We start from the raw sequence: 17,432 nt of genomic DNA on the forward strand, positions 1-17,432 counted from the left end.
AAAAAAATGGTAAATATCTGTTTTGACTAAAAAAAGATTATAAATTTTTAGCTTTTGTAACTTTATTTACAAGATAGAAGATTGAGTTATAGTCAAGTCCTGACTCATCACTTAATCCAATTTCACAAGTTTTTGAAGTTGAAAATGCCATTTTAGCACCAGCTGTTTGAGTTTTTAAACTTCTTAATGCAGATTTATTTAATTCAGGAAAATTAAATCCTCTATCCCCTGCAAAACCACAACATTGTACATCAGCAGGAACTATAACTTCTGTAGAGCATAAACTTGCTAGTTCTTTAAACTTAGCTTCTAATCCCATTTTTCTTGAACTACAAGTTGTATGAATTGTAATTGGTTCATTTATAGTTGTAAACTCTAAATCTTTAGCTAAGAAATCTAATGCAAACTCAATAGGCTCATAGATACTAATATCACTTTCAAAGCTTTCCATCATTTTTTTAGTACATGGGCTTGTGTCACAAAGCACTGGATATTCACCATTTTTACTTGCTTTATTTAAAGCTTTCTCAAGCTCTTGTGATTTTTGTTTTGAAGCGTCATTGAAACCTTTTGAACTAAATGGCATACCACAACATAAATTACCCATATCTTCAGGGAAGATTATCTCATATTGAGCTTTTTGAAGTAACTCAACTGTCACATCAAATAGTTCTTTTTCTTCTTGTGATACTGAGCTTCTACCCATAGTTCTATTGATACAAGATGGGAAATAAACTACTTTTTTATCTCTAGATTTTTGTTCAAATTTAGTATTTATTGTAATTGCTTTTGGCATAGATGTAGACCATTTTGCACTTTTACCTTTAGTCCAATCTCTAATTGTATCTGTTACACTTTCCATGCTAGCAGTTCCAATTAATTTATGCATTAAATTTGCTCCATGAAGACCAAATTTCATACCTGTAAGTGTAGTTGAGAAGTTACTTGCTACAAAATTAGCAACACCATTTGCTCTTTGGCTATTTTGCTCTGCTCTTAGGTATTTAGTTAGGCTTCCTGTGTCAATCTTTACAGGACAAGCAGTTGAACACAATGAACATGTCGCACATGTTTCAATTCCATCATATTGATAAAGGTCTAAATACTCTTTAGCTTCTTCATCTTTTCCATTTCTTTTAAGTTCTGAAATTTCTCTATTGATTACAATTCTTTGTCTAGGACTTAAAGTCAATTCATTTGATGGACAAGTTGGCTCACAGAATCCACACTCAATACAAGTATCAACTAAATCATTTGTTGCAGGCATTGCTTTTAGGTTTTTAAGATGAGCTTGGGCATCATCATTGATAATAACACCTGGATTTAATAAACCTTTTGGATCAAATAAATCTTTGATTCTTTTCATCATTGAATAAGCAGTTCTTCCCCACTCTACTTCAATAAAGGCAGCCATGTTTCTACCTGTTCCGTGTTCAGCTTTTAGTGAACCTTGGTATTTTACAGCAACAGAATCAACAACATCATTCATAAACTCATCATATCTTTTAACTTCTTTTTCATCTGAAAAGTCTTGTGTAAATACAAAGTGGAAGTTTCCTTCTAAGGCATGACCAAAGATAAGTGCTTCACTGTAACCATGTTTTTTAAATAAGGCTTGCAGTTCAAGTGTAGCTTCTGCAAGGCTTTCTATAGGATAAGCAACATCTTCAATAATTACAGTAGTTCCAACTTTTCTAACTGCACCAACAGCTGGGAATAAACCTTTTCTAATTTTCCAGTAAAGTGTATACTCTTGTACGTCTTTAGTGAAGTAAATATCCCTTACTACATCAAATTCTTCTAGTAACTCTTCTAACTGTGAAATTTGAATATCTAATTCTTTGTCATTTATAGCTCTTGTTTCAACTAATAAAGCTGTTACATTTTCGTCAAAGTCTTTGATAAAGTCAGGCATTGCTGGATCATTTTCAATACTTGCTAAACCTGCTCTATCCATTAATTCAACTGCATCAACAACTATAGTCTTAGCATCTCTTGCAAGTTTTAGTTTTGTAACTGCATTACAGGCTTCTTTTACATCTTTAAAGTACATTAGAGCAGATGCTTTATCTTTTAAATCCTCAACTGTGTAGTAAGTAATCTCTTCAATAAAGGCCAAAGTTCCCTCAGAACCAATGATTAAGTGTTGTAAAATCTCAAATTCATCATCAAAATCAACAAGCGAGTTTATTGAATAACCACATGTATTTTTGATTTTAAATTTCTTTTTGATTAAAGCAGATAGTTCTTCATCATTTTTTGTTTCAGTAGCAATATTTTTTAAAGCTGTTAAAAACTCACCATGAGATTTTCTAAAAGCATCTTTACTTTCACTACATCCTGTATCAAGCCTTGCTCCATCAGCAAAAATAAGTTTCATTGATTTTAAAGTCTTATATGAGTTCTGTGATATACCACAACACATACCAGATGCATTATTAGCAGCAATACCACCAATCATAGCAGCATTAATAGAAGCTGGATCAGGACCTATTTTTTTACCAAATGGTGCAAGTAGGTTATTTGTTTGTGCTCCTGTAAGTGCAGGTTGTAGTGAAATTTCTGTTTTATCATCTGAGATTCTAAAATCAGAAAACTTTCTTGAAGTGATGATTAATATAGAATCCGAAATAGCTTGACCAGAAAGTGAAGTACCAGCTGCTCTAAATGTTACACTTAGATTCATTTCATTTGATAAAGTAACTATTTTATGAACTTCATCTGCATTATCAGTTTTGATAACAATCTTAGGAATTAGCCTATAAAAAGAGGCGTCAGTTCCATACGCTAAGGTATGTAACTTATCAGTAAAAATATTCTCTTTTTTAATTTGAGTACTAATTTGTGTGTAAAAATCTTGATATTTACCTTCTAACATTTTCTATCCTTTTGTTGTTTTTATTATATTGTTTTTTTTAATTAAAGGAATATGTATTATTCAAGGCGAGGTACAGTATAGATTCTTTGTTGTGGATCATCAATAAATCCAAACATTTTATCTCTTACTTTTAAGATGATACTAGAGATTAGTTTTTTTAAGTCTTTTTTCATAGGCTAACTCCTATTAAAAAGTAAAAGCCAAGCTTTTACTTTTAATTATCCTTAAGCATTTGGATTGATACCAAATACCTCTGGATAGAATGCAACTAATAGAAGAACTATTATTTGTATTGCAATAAACGGTAACACACCTTTGTAAATCTGTGTTGTTCTAACAGTTGCTGGTGCAACTCCTTTTAAGTAGAACAGGGAGAATCCAAATGGCGGTGTTAAGAACGATGTTTGTAAGTTCATAGCAATTAAAATTGCGAACCATACAGGGTTAATATCTAATGCCATAGCAATTGGAACTAAAATAGGAACAATAATATATGAAATCTCAACGAAGTCAATAAAGAATCCTAAAACTAAAATTGCAATCATTGTAAAGATAATGAATCCCCATTTCTCATCACCAGGTAAACTTAACATAAAGTGCTCAACTAACTCTTCTCCACCTGTGTATGAGAATACCATTGAGAATGCAGTTGCACCAATTAAGATACCAAATACCATAGAAGTAATTTTTACAGATTCTAGTGAGGCTTCTTTTACCATAGCAATAGAGAATGTTCTATAAATAAATGATAATCCAACAGCACCTAAACATCCAACAGCTGCTGATTCAGTTGGAGTTGCAACACCACCAAAAATTGAACCAAGAACTAATAAGATTAGTGTTAATGATGGAATAATATCAATTAAAGCTCTAACAACTTGCTTACCTTTTGAACCTCTTGATGGATCAGGTGGAATAGCAGGTGCTGTTTCTTTGTTAATAAATGCTAATACAACTATATATAAAATATATGCACCAACTAATGCTAACCCTGGCCATACAGCTGCTCTAAATAAATCACCTACAGGAACTTGGAAAACATCCCCTAAGATAATTAATACAATTGAAGGAGGAATAATCTGTCCTAGTGTACCAGATGCACAAATTGTACCACAGGCTAAGGAAACATTGTATTTATACTTCATCATTACAGGAAGTGATATAACACCCATCGCAACAACTGAAGCTCCAACAACACCAGTAGAAGCTGCTAATAATGCACCAACTAATACAGTTGAAATAGCAACTCCACCTCTAATTTCTCCAAATAAGAATCCCATAGATTCTAATAATCTTTCAGCAAGTCCTGTTTTTTGTAAAACAATACCCATGAAAATAAACATTGGAACAGCCATTAAAATTGTGTTTTGCATAATTGACATAATTCTAAATGGCATAAAGTCGAACATTAAAACACCCTCAGTTAAACCATCTAAGAATATCGCTGTCATTGTCATGTCTGGGTCTGCATAAGACCAAATTTCATAAATTCCAGCTATCATCCCAAAAAATACTGATACAGCTGCGAATGTAAATGCTACTGGAAATCCAAGAAGAAGCATAAACAATGCAGTAAAGAACATTATAATACCAATCATTTTTTATCTCCTTCTTCGATATTGTGCATGTGGTCTTGAATATCTTGTCTTAAGTGATCAATTTCACTTTTTAAACCACTTTCGTTGTATTGGTGTAAACCTTTAAAAATATTAAGGTTTTTAATAAAGAAACCAACTGATGTGATAATCAGTAAGAAAAATGATAATGGAATCAATGCTTTTACAATCCATCTATTTGTTAATCCACCTGGATCACCACTTTGTTCATTTGATGTGTAAGATTCTATTACATAATCAATTGAACCAATACCAATTAATAAAGCAATTGGTAAAATAAATGTAACTACACCAACCATATTAATGATTGCTTTTTTCTTATCAGTTAATCTGTCATAGATTAAGTCAACTCTTACGTGACCATCTTCTTTTAATGTATATGATATACCTAAAAGAATAATTACAGAGAATAGGTGCCATTCCATCTCTTGCATTGCAATACTTCCTGTATTAAAAAAGTATCTCATAATCACATCATAGAATACATTTAATATCATAAGCACCATAACAAATGCAGTAGTATATCCTATAATATCGGCAAATTTATCAAATGCCCTTTCTATTTTTAACAGCATAAAAATCCTTTTGATTCATGAATAGGTCATATAAATATAAGCTTCCCATATATATTTACATTACCCATTAGTTAAGTTCATCTTGAAGAATATAACCCCTCTTAAGAAGAAGAGGAGTTATAACATATATCTTATAAGTTATCTTTTAAGTATAAGTAATCTGACATTTTAGTCCATTCTCTAGCTTTCTTTTGGTAAGCGTCTTGAGAATCTAAAATCTCTTTTAATAATGGGTTGTTTTTAGTTTTTTCTGCTTTAAGTTCAGCATTTGCTTTCTTCATAGCGTCCATAACTTCTTTTGGGAAAGTTTTGATTTTGATGTTAGGGAAATCTTTTTCAATTTTTGCCCATGCTTCAGCACTCATATGGTAGTTTTGAATATACATATCATATGCAGAAACTCTCATAGCTGTAATTAAGATTTGTTGTAAATCTTTTGGTAACTTTTTGAATTTTCTTTCATTTACAAGGTATTGTAAATCTAAACCTGGTTCATGCCATCCTGTGTAGTAGTAAGGTGCAATTTTGTTGAATCCCATTTTGATATCCATACCAGGGCCAACCCACTCTAGTGCGTCTAATGTACCTCTTTCAAGTGAAGTATATAATTCACCTGGAGCAATGTTAGTAACTGTTAATCCTAATTTTGCCATAACTTCACCAGCAAATCCAGGAATTCTCATTTTAAGACCTTTTAAGTCTTCAGTTGTATTAATTTCTTTTCTGAACCATCCACCCATTTGGTTTCCAGTTGATCCACCAGGGAAAGATAATACTTTATGTTTTTTGTAAACTTTTTTCATAAGTTCCATTCCACCACCGTGGTAGAACCATGCATATTGCTCAGGTGTAGTCATACCAAATGGCATTGTACTAAAAGGCATAGTGTTAATATCTTTACCTTTCCAGTAATATGACGCTGAGTGACCCATATCATATTGACCACCTTTTACCATATCTAAAATACCAAGTGCAGCTTTATGTTTATTTGAAGCATCAACTCTGATTAGTAATTGTCCATCAGACATCTCTTCAACCATTTTAGCCATGTTTTGTGGTGCATCAATAAATGGTGTAAGTGTAGAACCCCAAGTTGTTGCAAGTTTCCACTTGTAAACTTTTTCTTTTGCTACAGCAGCTGTACTTAAACCTGCAATTAATGCAGAAGTTAAAAGTAGTTTTGTTGTCTTTTTTAACATCATCATTCTCTCCTTTGATTTGTTATGCTTAAATTCTAACCTTTAGAAATGATAATGATATGATATTTTCACTGATAAAATGTACTTTTTATGTATATTTTCATATAAATATTTTTATTTCATGCTTATATAATATGTTAAATTATATATTAGGCCTCTTGCCATATTTTTATCATTATTTATATGTAACATTATAAAAATAATTTTGGAGAAGCAAATATGAGAAAAGTTATTATTATAGGGGCTAGCTATGCAGGACTTTATGCAATAAAAGAATTATCTAAGAATAAAGATATAGAGATTTTGCTTTTTGATAAAAAGGATTATCATTACATACAGGTCGAATCTTATGGCTTTGTAGCTACAAAATACAGTATTTCTGATGTAACAATAAACATTAGTAAATATATTAATGATATAAATTCTAATATAAAATTTTATAAAGAAGAAATTACACACTTTGATTCAGAAAAAAAAGAAGTTACATCGTCTAACAATATTAAATACAAATATGATGATTTGATAATCGCAACAGGAGCACTTACAAATTTTCCTCCTCAAGTTCCTAACATTAAGAAGTATTCTATTGGAATCAAAACTCTTCAAAAAGCGACAATAGTTAACCAGTCTTTTGATTCTTTGATAAGTAAAACAGTTTTAAAACAAGAAGATGAAGATAGTGTTTCTTATAATATTGTTATTGGAGGTGCAGGTCTTTCTGGGGTAGAAGTTGCTAGTGAAATGGCCACTTTGATAAGAGAAGTAATACCTTATTCTAAAGCAAGTAATATAAAAGTTTATATTGTGGATGGTATGAAAACAGTTTTACCAAATATGGATAAAAGGCTAATTAGTGCATGCGAGAAAAGACTAGAAAATTTAGATGTCAAAACTTTTTTAGGCACCTTTATTAGAGATGTAGATGAAAATAAAATTTATTTAGATAATGGCGATGTTATTGACTATAACTGTTTTATTTTTACAGGAGGTATTAGAGGTATAACTATAGATTCAAAGAAATTTTATAATGTTAATAAATTAAATCAGTATATTGTAAATGAATATCTTCAATTAGAAGCAGAGGAAAATGTTTTTGTTATTGGAGATGCTGCTGAGATTATGTATGATAATAAATATATTCCTCCTACAGCACAGTTAGCTATACAAACAGGTACATTTGTTGCAAAATTTATAAAAAATAGAATGAGTAATAGATCTAATGAAAATTTTGTTCCTAAATCAAATGGTGTTTTAATTTCACTAGGTGGTTCATATGCTATTGGTTTACTTTTTAATACTTTATTTGTAAAAGGTTATATAGCACATTTTATTAAGCATTTTGTAACATATATGCATAAAATAAAATTTAAAAAGCTCAAGGCAAAATAGTAATCAGCTGCCATTTTTTTGTCATTTAATAAATATATACTAAATTCAAATAAATAAATAGGAGAAGTAACATGTCTAAATTAATTAATTTTGATACGCTATTATTTGAAGATATAAAAAGAGGGATGGAAGTTAGTTATACTCAAACGATAACAGATTGTGATATTAAAACTTTTGCAGGTCTTTCAGGAGATCATAATCCTGTACATATTAGTGATGAATATGCTCAAAATACAAGATGGGAAAGAAGAATTGCACATGGATTAATTTCTGTATCTTTTTTTTCTGGCTTAATGGGTACTAAACTTCCTGGTATTGGTTGTGTTTGGGTTTCTCAAACTATAAAGTTTTTAAAGCCAGTATATATTGGTGATACTGTTACTGCCAAATTAATTGTAACTGATATTGATCCTGAAAGAAGAAGAGTTTTTTTACAATCTATTTGTATTGTAAAAGGGGAAATTGTTATTGATGGTGAGTCAGAAGCTTTTGTTCCAAAACAATAATTCTAAATAAACTTCATTTAGTAAAAGCTATAATTTATAGCTTTTACCTTTATAATTAAGACCTAAAAATATTTTATAAGAGTAATCTTAAAAACAATAAAAAAATTATATTTTTTTATTAAAAAAAAACTTTCATTATCATTAAATTGTCATCTTTTCCAAATATACTTTTTTAAATTAATAAGGAGAGATACATGAATATTAATTTAATTATCACAGCTACAAAAAGGATTTCTTATGCCATTATATAAAAGAGTTGATGGTCAAGAACAACCACATTGGCCTTTAGGTCCTTTTAAGATAAGACTTCCTTTTGTTCATTATCGTTGGGAATTACCTGAGATGATACAAGGTTTCTTTATGTTTGTTGTAGGTTTAGCAATGATTCCATTGCTTCAAACTTATTTAGGTATGCCTTATGAAGCAGCTTTAGCATTTACATTTATTGCAGGAATTGGATACATTCTCCCTGGTCTTCTAGGAGTACCTTTGGTACCAGGGTGGATTACTCCAGCTATTCCAGTTGTTTTATTATATCTAAAAGGTTTTGAACCAGGTCCAGAAGCTATTAAAGCAATGTTTGCTTTACAAATTGAAGTTACACTTATATTCCTATTTTTAGGAATAACAAGACTTGGAAGTAAGCTAGTTAATGCAATTCCCAACTCTTTAAAATCAGGGGTGATTATTGGTGCAGGTGTGGCAGCTTTAATGGGTGAGTTAAAAGTTGGAGGAAGAATTGATACAACGCCTATTTCAATTATTATAGGTTCATTAGTTTCAGCTTATGTATTATTTTCTTTATCTTTTAAAAATGTAATACAAAATAACCCTTTTGCAAAACAAATTGCAAATTTTGGTTTGGTTACAGGTATGATTATTGCTATTTTTGTTGGTTGGGCTGTTGGAGAATATCCTTTACCTGATATACAAATGGGAATTACTCAACCTGATTTTGCTTTGATGTGGAATTATTTAGTATTTGCAAATGGACTACCTTCATATGATGTATTTTTATTAGCAATACCTACAGCATTAATTGCTTATGTAATTGCTTTTGGTGATATTATTATTGGATTTACATTAGTAAAAAGAGTTGATCATATTAGACAAGATGAAAAAATTGAAGAAAATGTAGATAGAGTACATTTAGTTACAGCAATTAGAAATGGGCTTCACGCTTTCTTTGCACCTTGGCCTGGTTTATCAGGACCTTTATTTACTGCAGTTCATGCAACTGTAGCTGAAAGATATGCAATGGGTAAAAAGTCTATGGAATCCATTTATAGTGGTGGAGGAACATTTTGGATTAGTGGAATGATAGCTTTATTTATGTTGCCACTGGTAACTTTCTTTAAACCAGTACTTCCTATTGCTTTATCACTTACTCTAATTCTTACTGCATATATTTGTATTTTAGTTGGAATGGAACAGTTAAAAAATTCTACTGAAAGAGGAGTTGCTGGTATTGTTGCAATTACTTTATCAATGCCTGATCCAAAGTCTACTTTATATGCTGTAGTTATTGGTTTAATCTTATATTTTTTACTTGAAAGACCTAAACTTCTAGGCAAACATGATGGGGAAAATAGTATTTTAGACTCTGAAGAAAACTCAAAAGAAAAAACTGCAAGTTAAATAAACTTATATCTCTTTTGTAAGTACTTTATATAGTACTTACAAGGGATAAATACTTTTTTACACAAAAAAATATTTTAAATATTAATAATCTAATTATATATCTGGTGACATTTTTATGTCATTTTTTCTAATTATACTACTTTTATAAATTAACTAGGAGTAAATGATGAATTTTGAATTAAGTGAAGATCATAATGTATTAATAGATAGTCTTAAGGACTTTGTTAATAATGAAATAAAACCTTTGGCAGTTGAAATTGATGAAAAGCATGAAATCCCTTCATCTTTAATTTCTCAAATAAGTGAATTAGGATTTATGGGTACTTATATCCCTGAAGAGTATGGTGGTGCGGGAATGGACTACTTTTCATATATTTTAACAGTTGCAGAAGTATCAAAAGCTTGTGCTTCTACAGGAGTTTTAATTGCAGCACATACTTCATTATGTTGTGGACCAATCTTATCTTATGGTACGGAAGAGCAAAAGAAAAAATACCTTCCTTCTTTAGCAAGTGGTGAAAAAATTGGTTGTTTTTTACAAACAGAACCTAATGCTGGAAGTGATGTATCTAATATTGATACTAGGTATAAAGAAGAAGAAGATTGCTATGTAATCACTGGATCAAAAATATTTATTACAAATGGTGCATATAAAGGTACTGGAATTGTAATTGCAACAAAAGATAAAACTTTAGGACATAAAGGGCTATCTGCTTTTATTGTTGATTTAGAAAGTCCAGGAGTTGAGATTACAAAAAATGAAGTAAAAATGGGAATTAGAGGAAGTTATACAACGGCATTTGCTTTGGATGGAGTAAAAATTCCTAAAGAAAATATGTTAGGAAAAGAAGGTGATGGTTTTAAAATTGCTATGGAAACTCTAAATGCAGGAAGAATTAGTATTGGAGCACAGGCCTTAGGTATTGCAGAGGGAGCTTTGGAAAGATCGGTTGAATATACTCAAGAAAGAAAGCAGTTTAATAAGCCTCTTTCGGCATTTCAAGCAGTATCTATGAAACTTGCAGAAATGAAATTAAGAATTGAGCAAAGTAAAATTTTAATTTATAAAGCAGCGTGGCTTAAACAGAATAATAAAACATATATTATGGAATCAGCAATGGCAAAATTATCTGCTTCTGAAACTGCAACTTTTGTTACAAAAGATGCAATACAAGTTCATGGTGGATATGGCTTTATTTGTGAGTATGAAGTTGAAAGAATGTACAGAGATGCCAAAATCACAGAGATTTATGAAGGTACTAGTGAGATACAACGTGTGATTATTGGAAAGATGTTGTTTAAATAAGAATAAATTAAGAATAAAAGCCTTTTTAAAAGGCTTGTTTAGGGAGTATTATGGAAGCTACTACAGAGATAACTAGAGAAGTATATTGGAATATAGGAAAAACTGCCACAACGGTTGGTCTAATGTATGCTTTAACTTTTTTAGCAATGGGGCTAGTTGTATATCTTTTTTATAAGAGATATAAGGTATATCAATTAGGAAGACCTTTAAATAGAACAGATAATATTGGTGAAAGAATAAAATATATGCTTACTAATATGATGGGGCAAATTAGAGTTAGAAGAAATAGTAGATCTGGTATTGCCCATAGTTTATTTTTTTGGTCGTTTATAATTCTGTTCATTGGAACATTCTTGATTTTTGTTCAAACAGATATCACGGGAGTATTATTTGATTATGTCTTTTTAAAAGGTGATTTTTATAAGATTTATTCTTTATCTTTGGATATTGCTGGACTAGTTGGAGTTATCATGATGACAGGCTTATTTGTAAGAAGATTTATTCTTAAACCTGAAAACTTGATTACATCTCGGGAAGATACAATTATTCATGTGTTGCTATATATCATTTTAATTACTGGATTTTTAATTGAAGGATTAAGAATGGCTGCTACTGAACTTAAGACCAATCCTGAATGGATGATTTTTTCTCCAGTAGGAATGGTTATTGCAAAAATGCTTTCAGATGTTAGTCAAGTATCTTTATTATTATCTCATAAAATATTATGGTGGTTTCATCTCGTTATAGTTCTTGCTTTCTTTGTTGTAATTCCGCTAACTAAATTAAGACATATGTTTACAATTAGTGCTAATTATGTATTTAAAGATAAAGGTCCTACCGGAAAGCTAGTTACTTTAAATATGGAAGATGAAAATATAGAATCTTTTGGAGCTTCAACTGTAAAAGATTTTACTTGGAAAGATATATTTGATGCAGATGCTTGTATTAGCTGTAATAGATGTGAAGATATTTGTCCTGCCAATGCAACAGGAAAACCCTTATCTCCAATGAGTGTAATTCATAAAATCGGTGATGCTGCTTTTAATGATCCAGAGAGAAACTTAGTTGATGATATTGGGCAAGATGCTATTTGGTCATGTACAACGTGTAGAGCTTGTGAGGATATTTGTCCATCAGCAAATGAGCATGTAAGTAAAATTGTAGATATTAGAAGAAACCTTGTTTTAATGGAAGGTGAATTTGCTGGCGAAGAAGTAATGAAAGCAATGGATAATGTTGAGGTAAATGGAAATCCTATGGGATTAGCATTGGCTTCAAGAGGAGATTGGGCAGAAGGTTTAGATGTTGCAATCATGAGTGATGCTACAGATATTTTAAAAGATCCAGTAGATGTTCTTTATTATGTTGGTTGTTATGCTTCATTTGATGCAAGAAACCAAAAAATTGCAAGAAATTTTGTAGAAATCTGTAATGCTTCAGGTATTAAAGTAGGAATTTTAGGAAAAGAAGAAAAGTGTTGTGGAGAGCCTATTAGAAAAATGGGTAATGAATATTTATATCAAGAATTAGCAAAAGAAAATATTGAAAATCTTCATAAATATAATGTTCTAAAAATCGTAACTACTTGTCCCCATTGTTTTAATACTTTAAATAAAGATTATAGGGACTTAGGTTTAGAAACAGAAGTTGAACACTATACAGTTTTCCTTGATAGGTTAGAGAAACAAAAACTTATTCCTATGGAAGAAAAAGAGTTTGATTGTACTTATCATGACTCTTGTTATTTAGTAAGACACAATGATATTGACTCAGAACCTAGATCTCTTTTAGACTCAGCTGGTGCAAATATCATTGAAATGGCAAAAAGTAAAAAAGATACTTCTTGTTGTGGTGCTGGTGGAGGAAGAATCCTTGCAGAAGAGCATCTAGGAAATAAGAAAATTAATGTTGATAGAGTAAACATGGCTCAAGAAACAGGAGCCCCTACCCTGATCTCTAACTGTCCTTTCTGTCTTACAATGTTTGAAGATGGAATTAAGATGGCAGATTGTGAAGATAGTTTAGTTGTAAAAGATTTATCAGAAATTATAGTTGAAAGACTAAAAAAATAAAAAAGGATGTATAAATGAAAGTGCTTGTATGTATTAAACAAGTTCCAGATATGGAATCAAAATTTAAAGTAAATGCTCAAAATAATTGGTTTGATGAAAATGATTTAGCTTATCGTATCAATGAATATGATGAATATGCTATTGAACAAGCTGTTCAATTGAAAGAGCAATTATCAGATGTTGATGTTACTGTTTTATGTGTAGGTCCTGCAAGAGTAAAAGAAGCCTTAAAAAAAGCCTTAGCAATGGGTTGTGATAGAGCTGTTCATATCGAAGATGCAGAGTCTTATATAAAAGACTCATCTCAGGTTGCTAGTTTAATTGCTGATTTTGCAAAAGAAAAAGAGTTTGACATTATTTTTACTGGAATGCAGTCACAGGATAGAGGTTCTGCTCAAGTTGGAGTTATAGTTTCAGAGTTATTAAATATTGCTTGTGTTTCTACAATTGCTGATTTTGAATACTCTGATGGAATTACAGTGAAAAGAGAGCTTGAAGGTGGATTAAAATCTATTATTAAAGTAGACACTCCTGTTGTATTAACTTGTCAATTAGGTCTTAATACTCCAAGATACCCTACTTTACCAAATATCATGAAAGCAAAAAAGAAAGAACTAATAACTATTGATAGTTTAGAATTATCAAGTAGTGAGAGTTTGAATGAAACGCTTAATTTTTATTATCCACAAAAAAGTGGTGGTAGCCTTGTTTTAGAAGGTGATGTTCCAGAGCTTGCAGATAAATTGATTGCAATATTAAAAGAAAAAACTTCGGTTCTTTAGAAAGGAAATTATTATGAAAATATTATTAGTTGGTGAGTATAGAGAAAATAAGTTATTAGATGTAACATATGACTTAATAGGATTTGCAGATAAATTAGAAGCAGATAAAGTAATGTTAGCAGTTGGTTATGAAGAAGATATTCCAAAATTTGATGGGAAACTTTATTTAGCTGATGCAAATACTCTTGGAGAGTATAATCCAAGTGCACATAAACAATTAGTTTTAGATGTGGTTAAAAAAGAGAATCCAGATTTAATTGTATTTATTCATTCTTCTTTTGGTTGGGACTTAGCTCCTAGAGTTGCTACTTCATTAAAAGCTACACAATTCACAGAAGTAATTGATTATAAAGAAAACTCTTTTATTGTTCCTTCTTGTAATTCAAAATTAAGAAGAGATTTAAAATCTAAGACTGATAAGACAGTTATTACTATTCAAGCTGGAGCATTTACTCCTATTGATGAACCTAGTGGTTCACCAGAAGTTGAAAATATTTCAGGTGATACAGCTTCAAATGTAAACTTTGTAGCTTATGAAGAAGCTGAAGCTAAAGGTTTGGATTTAACAAAAGCAGAAATTATAGTAACTGCTGGTCGTGGTGTTGGTAAAAAAGATAATATCCCTATTATTCAAGCTTTAGCAGATAAGTTAGGTGGAGAATTAGGTGCTAGTAGGCCAGTTGCTGATAATGCATGGGTTGATCAAAGTCATCAAGTAGGAACAACAGGACAAACAGTTTCTCCTAAATTATATATAGCTTGTGGTGTTTCTGGAGCTATTCAACACTTAGCTGGAATGAAAAAATCAGAGTTTATAGTTGCTGTTAATACTGATAAAGATGCACCGATTAATGAAGTTGCAGATATTTTAGTTGTAGCTGATGTACTTCAATTTGTACCAGCGTTAACTTCTAAATTATCATAAAAATAAAAAGTGGAGATATATCGTGGATCTAGATTTTTGGAATGAGAGATGGGAAAAGGAAGAAATTGCTTTTCATATGAAAAAAGTTAATCCTATGTTGATTAAATATTTTCATAAATTAAATCTAGCACAAAAAAAACGTATATTTCTACCTTTGTGTGGTAAAACTTTAGATATTGCATGGTTATTATCAAAGGGTTATTCTATTGTTGGTATTGAGTTAAATAAAGATGCTATTGATGCGCTTTTTCATGAGTTAAATATTACTCCCTTAATATCAAAAGAGAATGATTTTGTTAAATATAGTGCTAAAAATATCGATATTTATGTGGGTGATTTTTTTAAGATGAGTGCAGAAATATTAAAACCTATTGATGCTATTTATGATAGAGCTGCATTAGTTGCTCTTCCTTTAGAAATGCGAATAGAGTATGTTTCTCATCTTTTAAATATTACAAATGTTGCTCCCCAATTACTCATAAGTTATGACTATGAGCAAAATATTATGAGCGGTCCTCCTTTTTCTGTTCCCTTATCAGAAATAGAACATCATTATAGTGATTATTATGAGATTAAATTACTTGATGAGAATATTGATATTCCTAGTGGTTTAAAACGTAAATCACAAGCAATAGAGACTGTTTGTATATTACATAATAGTTAAAATATAAATTATAAAAGGTAAAAAAATGAATATAAAAGAAGTTGGAATTATAGGATCTGGACAAATGGGTAATGGAATTGCTCATGTTTGTGCCTTATCAGGATATAAAGTAGTTTTAATAGATATTGCTCAAGATGCACTTGATAAAGCAATGGGAGTTATTAATAAAAACCTTAGTAGACAAGTTCAAAAAGGAAAAATTACACAAGAAGATATGGATAGTTCATTAGATAGAATATCTATTAGTACGGATTCTAGTACTCTAAACAATGCTGATCTTATTATTGAAGCTGCAACAGAAAACTTCGATTTAAAAGTAAAAATATTTCAAGGTTTATTAGAACACATAAAAGATGAATGTTTATTATCTACAAATACTTCTAGTATGTCTATTACTAAATTAGCAGCTGCTACAAATAGACCAGAAAGGTTTATCGGATTACACTTTATGAATCCAGTTCCAGTTATGAAATTAGTTGAACTTATTCCAGGAATTGCTACAAGTGATGAAATGTTAACAATTACAAAAGAATTTGCTCAGTCTTTAGGTAAAACAGTTGCTACTTCAAAAGATTACCCTGCTTTTATTGCTAATCGTATTTTAATGCCTATGATAAATGAAGCTATATGTGCTTTATATGAAGGGGTAGGAGATGTTGAATCAATTGATACAGCGATGAAACTTGGTATGGGTCATCCTATGGGACCTTTAGCCTTAGCAGATTTTATAGGCCTTGATACTTGTTTAGCCATTATGAATGTATTACATGAAGGCTTTGGCAATCCAAAATATAGCCCTTCTCCATTGTTAGTTAAATATGTAGAAGCTGGATGGTACGGTGTTAAATCAGGAAAAGGTTTTTACGAGTACCCTAAAAAATAACTTCTAGGAGAAATTTATGAGTATTTGGAATAAAAAACTTAGCTTAGATGATCTTAATTCAATGGCTAAGAATACAGCTATTGAGAATTTAGGTATTAAACTTACTAAAATGGGAGATGATACTTTAATAGGTGAAATGCCAGTTAATTCAAAAAGTCACCAAATTCATGGAATATTACATGGTGGAGCTTCTGTATTATTTGCTGAAACATTAGGAAGTTTAGCAGGAGTAATGGCATGTAAAGAAGGTTTTACAGCTGTTGGTTTAGAGATTAATGCAAATCACTTAAAAGGAGTAAAAGATGGTGTTGTTGTAGGTGTTGCAAGTGCTATTCATATAGGAAGAAGTACACATGTATGGGATATTAAAATTAGCCATAAAGAAAGTGGGAAAATAGTGTGTGCTTCAAGATTAACAGTAGCAGTTATAAAAGAATAAAATATGAAAATTAGAATATATTACGAAGATACAGATGCCGCAGGAATCGTCTATCATACAAACTTTATAAAGTTTTGTGAGAGAGCTAGGTCTGAAGTATTTTTCAAAGAAGGTTTATCCTCCCACGATGAATCAAAAAAAGAACACTTTGTTGTAAGAAATATAATTTGTGACTTTGTACAAGTTGCATTTTTAGGAGATCTACTAGAAGTAAGGACTCAAATTCTAGAGAGAAAAAACTCCTCAGTAATACTAAAACAAGATATATTAAAAGACACAGAACTTATTTGTTCTTTTGAAGTAGTATTAGTCTATGTAAAAGATTATAAAGCTATAAAAATACCGGATAATATCTTTAATATATTAAAAAAAATCTAACAATACAATTAATACAATAGCTATGAAATGCCTCCACATAGCTATTGTTTTTATAAAAACTTTAATCTAAAAAATTATTTTATAAATTAATCTTTTAGTCTTGTTATTGCCATAATTTTATCATTATTTACTCATATACTTTCATTGTAAACAAATCTGATTTATAAAAGGAAATACTA

15 protein-coding genes are annotated in these 17,432 nt (G+C 30.5%); 11 read left to right on the forward strand and 4 right to left on the reverse strand.

Translation table 11 applies throughout. The features are described 5' to 3' along the window. Positions 1–37: 37 nt before the first annotated feature. The 4 genes from NJU99_RS00270 to NJU99_RS00285 all read right to left on the reverse strand — a co-directional run bounded on the left by NJU99_RS00270 (position 38) and on the right by NJU99_RS00285 (position 6,268). Positions 38–2,878: an FAD-binding and (Fe-S)-binding domain-containing protein gene (locus NJU99_RS00270; RefSeq protein ID WP_254576739.1), complete on the reverse strand. Its 2,841-nt coding sequence runs from the start codon at positions 2,876–2,878 to the stop codon at positions 38–40. A 224-nt stretch (positions 2,879–3,102) separates the two neighbouring features. Continuing rightward, positions 3,103–4,476, reverse strand: coding sequence for a TRAP transporter large permease (locus NJU99_RS00275; protein ID WP_254576740.1), 1,374 nt, complete (start codon positions 4,474–4,476; stop codon positions 3,103–3,105). Beyond that, a complete protein-coding gene (locus NJU99_RS00280) occupies positions 4,473–5,069 on the reverse strand; it encodes a TRAP transporter small permease subunit (protein ID WP_254576741.1) in 597 nt (198 codons plus the stop codon). Before NJU99_RS00280 ends, NJU99_RS00275 begins: the two co-directional genes overlap by 4 nt. Before the next feature lie 131 nt (positions 5,070–5,200). Beyond that, entirely contained in the window at positions 5,201–6,268 is a 1,068-nt protein-coding gene (locus tag NJU99_RS00285; protein WP_254576742.1) for a TRAP transporter substrate-binding protein, read from the reverse strand. A gap of 219 nt (positions 6,269–6,487) precedes the next feature. On the opposite strand from NJU99_RS00285, the gene NJU99_RS00290 reads away from it, so the two are divergent. The 11 genes from NJU99_RS00290 (at position 6,488) to NJU99_RS00340 (ending at position 17,253) form a co-directional block, all read left to right on the forward strand. Continuing rightward, complete coding sequence (locus NJU99_RS00290; protein ID WP_254576743.1) at positions 6,488–7,657, forward strand: NAD(P)/FAD-dependent oxidoreductase; 1,170 nt, start codon at positions 6,488–6,490, stop codon at positions 7,655–7,657. Positions 7,658–7,728: 71 nt separating this feature from the next. After that, positions 7,729–8,163: a MaoC family dehydratase gene (locus NJU99_RS00295; RefSeq protein ID WP_254576744.1), complete on the forward strand. Its 435-nt coding sequence runs from the start codon at positions 7,729–7,731 to the stop codon at positions 8,161–8,163. 237 nt (positions 8,164–8,400) lie between these two features. Beyond that, positions 8,401–9,801 (forward strand): solute carrier family 23 protein, encoded by a 1,401-nt coding sequence (locus tag NJU99_RS00300; RefSeq protein WP_254576745.1) that lies wholly within the window; start codon positions 8,401–8,403, stop codon positions 9,799–9,801. A 169-nt stretch (positions 9,802–9,970) separates the two neighbouring features. Further along, positions 9,971–11,110, forward strand: a complete 1,140-nt coding sequence (locus NJU99_RS00305) for an acyl-CoA dehydrogenase family protein (RefSeq protein ID WP_254576746.1) — start codon at positions 9,971–9,973, stop codon at positions 11,108–11,110. A 50-nt stretch (positions 11,111–11,160) separates the two neighbouring features. Continuing rightward, entirely contained in the window at positions 11,161–13,182 is a 2,022-nt protein-coding gene (locus tag NJU99_RS00310) for a heterodisulfide reductase-related iron-sulfur binding cluster (RefSeq protein WP_254576747.1), read from the forward strand. Positions 13,183–13,196: 14 nt separating this feature from the next. Then, positions 13,197–13,964: an electron transfer flavoprotein subunit beta/FixA family protein gene (locus NJU99_RS00315; RefSeq protein ID WP_254576748.1), complete on the forward strand. Its 768-nt coding sequence runs from the start codon at positions 13,197–13,199 to the stop codon at positions 13,962–13,964. A gap of 13 nt (positions 13,965–13,977) precedes the next feature. Next, entirely contained in the window at positions 13,978–14,889 is a 912-nt protein-coding gene (locus NJU99_RS00320; RefSeq protein WP_254576749.1) for an electron transfer flavoprotein subunit alpha/FixB family protein, read from the forward strand. Between the two features lie 22 nt (positions 14,890–14,911). Then, positions 14,912–15,553 carry a thiopurine S-methyltransferase gene (tmpT, locus tag NJU99_RS00325; RefSeq protein ID WP_254576750.1) on the forward strand — a complete coding sequence of 214 codons (642 nt, stop codon included), beginning with the start codon at positions 14,912–14,914 and terminating at the stop codon, positions 15,551–15,553. Positions 15,554–15,578: 25 nt separating this feature from the next. Continuing rightward, positions 15,579–16,436, forward strand: a complete 858-nt coding sequence (locus NJU99_RS00330) for a 3-hydroxybutyryl-CoA dehydrogenase (RefSeq protein ID WP_254576751.1) — start codon at positions 15,579–15,581, stop codon at positions 16,434–16,436. A gap of 16 nt (positions 16,437–16,452) precedes the next feature. Continuing rightward, a complete protein-coding gene (locus tag NJU99_RS00335; RefSeq protein ID WP_254576752.1) occupies positions 16,453–16,875 on the forward strand; it encodes a hotdog fold thioesterase in 423 nt (140 codons plus the stop codon). Between the two features lie 3 nt (positions 16,876–16,878). Further along, entirely contained in the window at positions 16,879–17,253 is a 375-nt protein-coding gene (locus tag NJU99_RS00340) for a YbgC/FadM family acyl-CoA thioesterase (protein ID WP_254576753.1), read from the forward strand. The last annotated feature ends 179 nt before the right edge of the window (positions 17,254–17,432 follow it).

The organism is Arcobacter roscoffensis, assembly GCF_024267655.1.
In the GTDB taxonomy this organism is placed as follows: domain Bacteria; phylum Campylobacterota; class Campylobacteria; order Campylobacterales; family Arcobacteraceae; genus Arcobacter_B; species Arcobacter_B roscoffensis.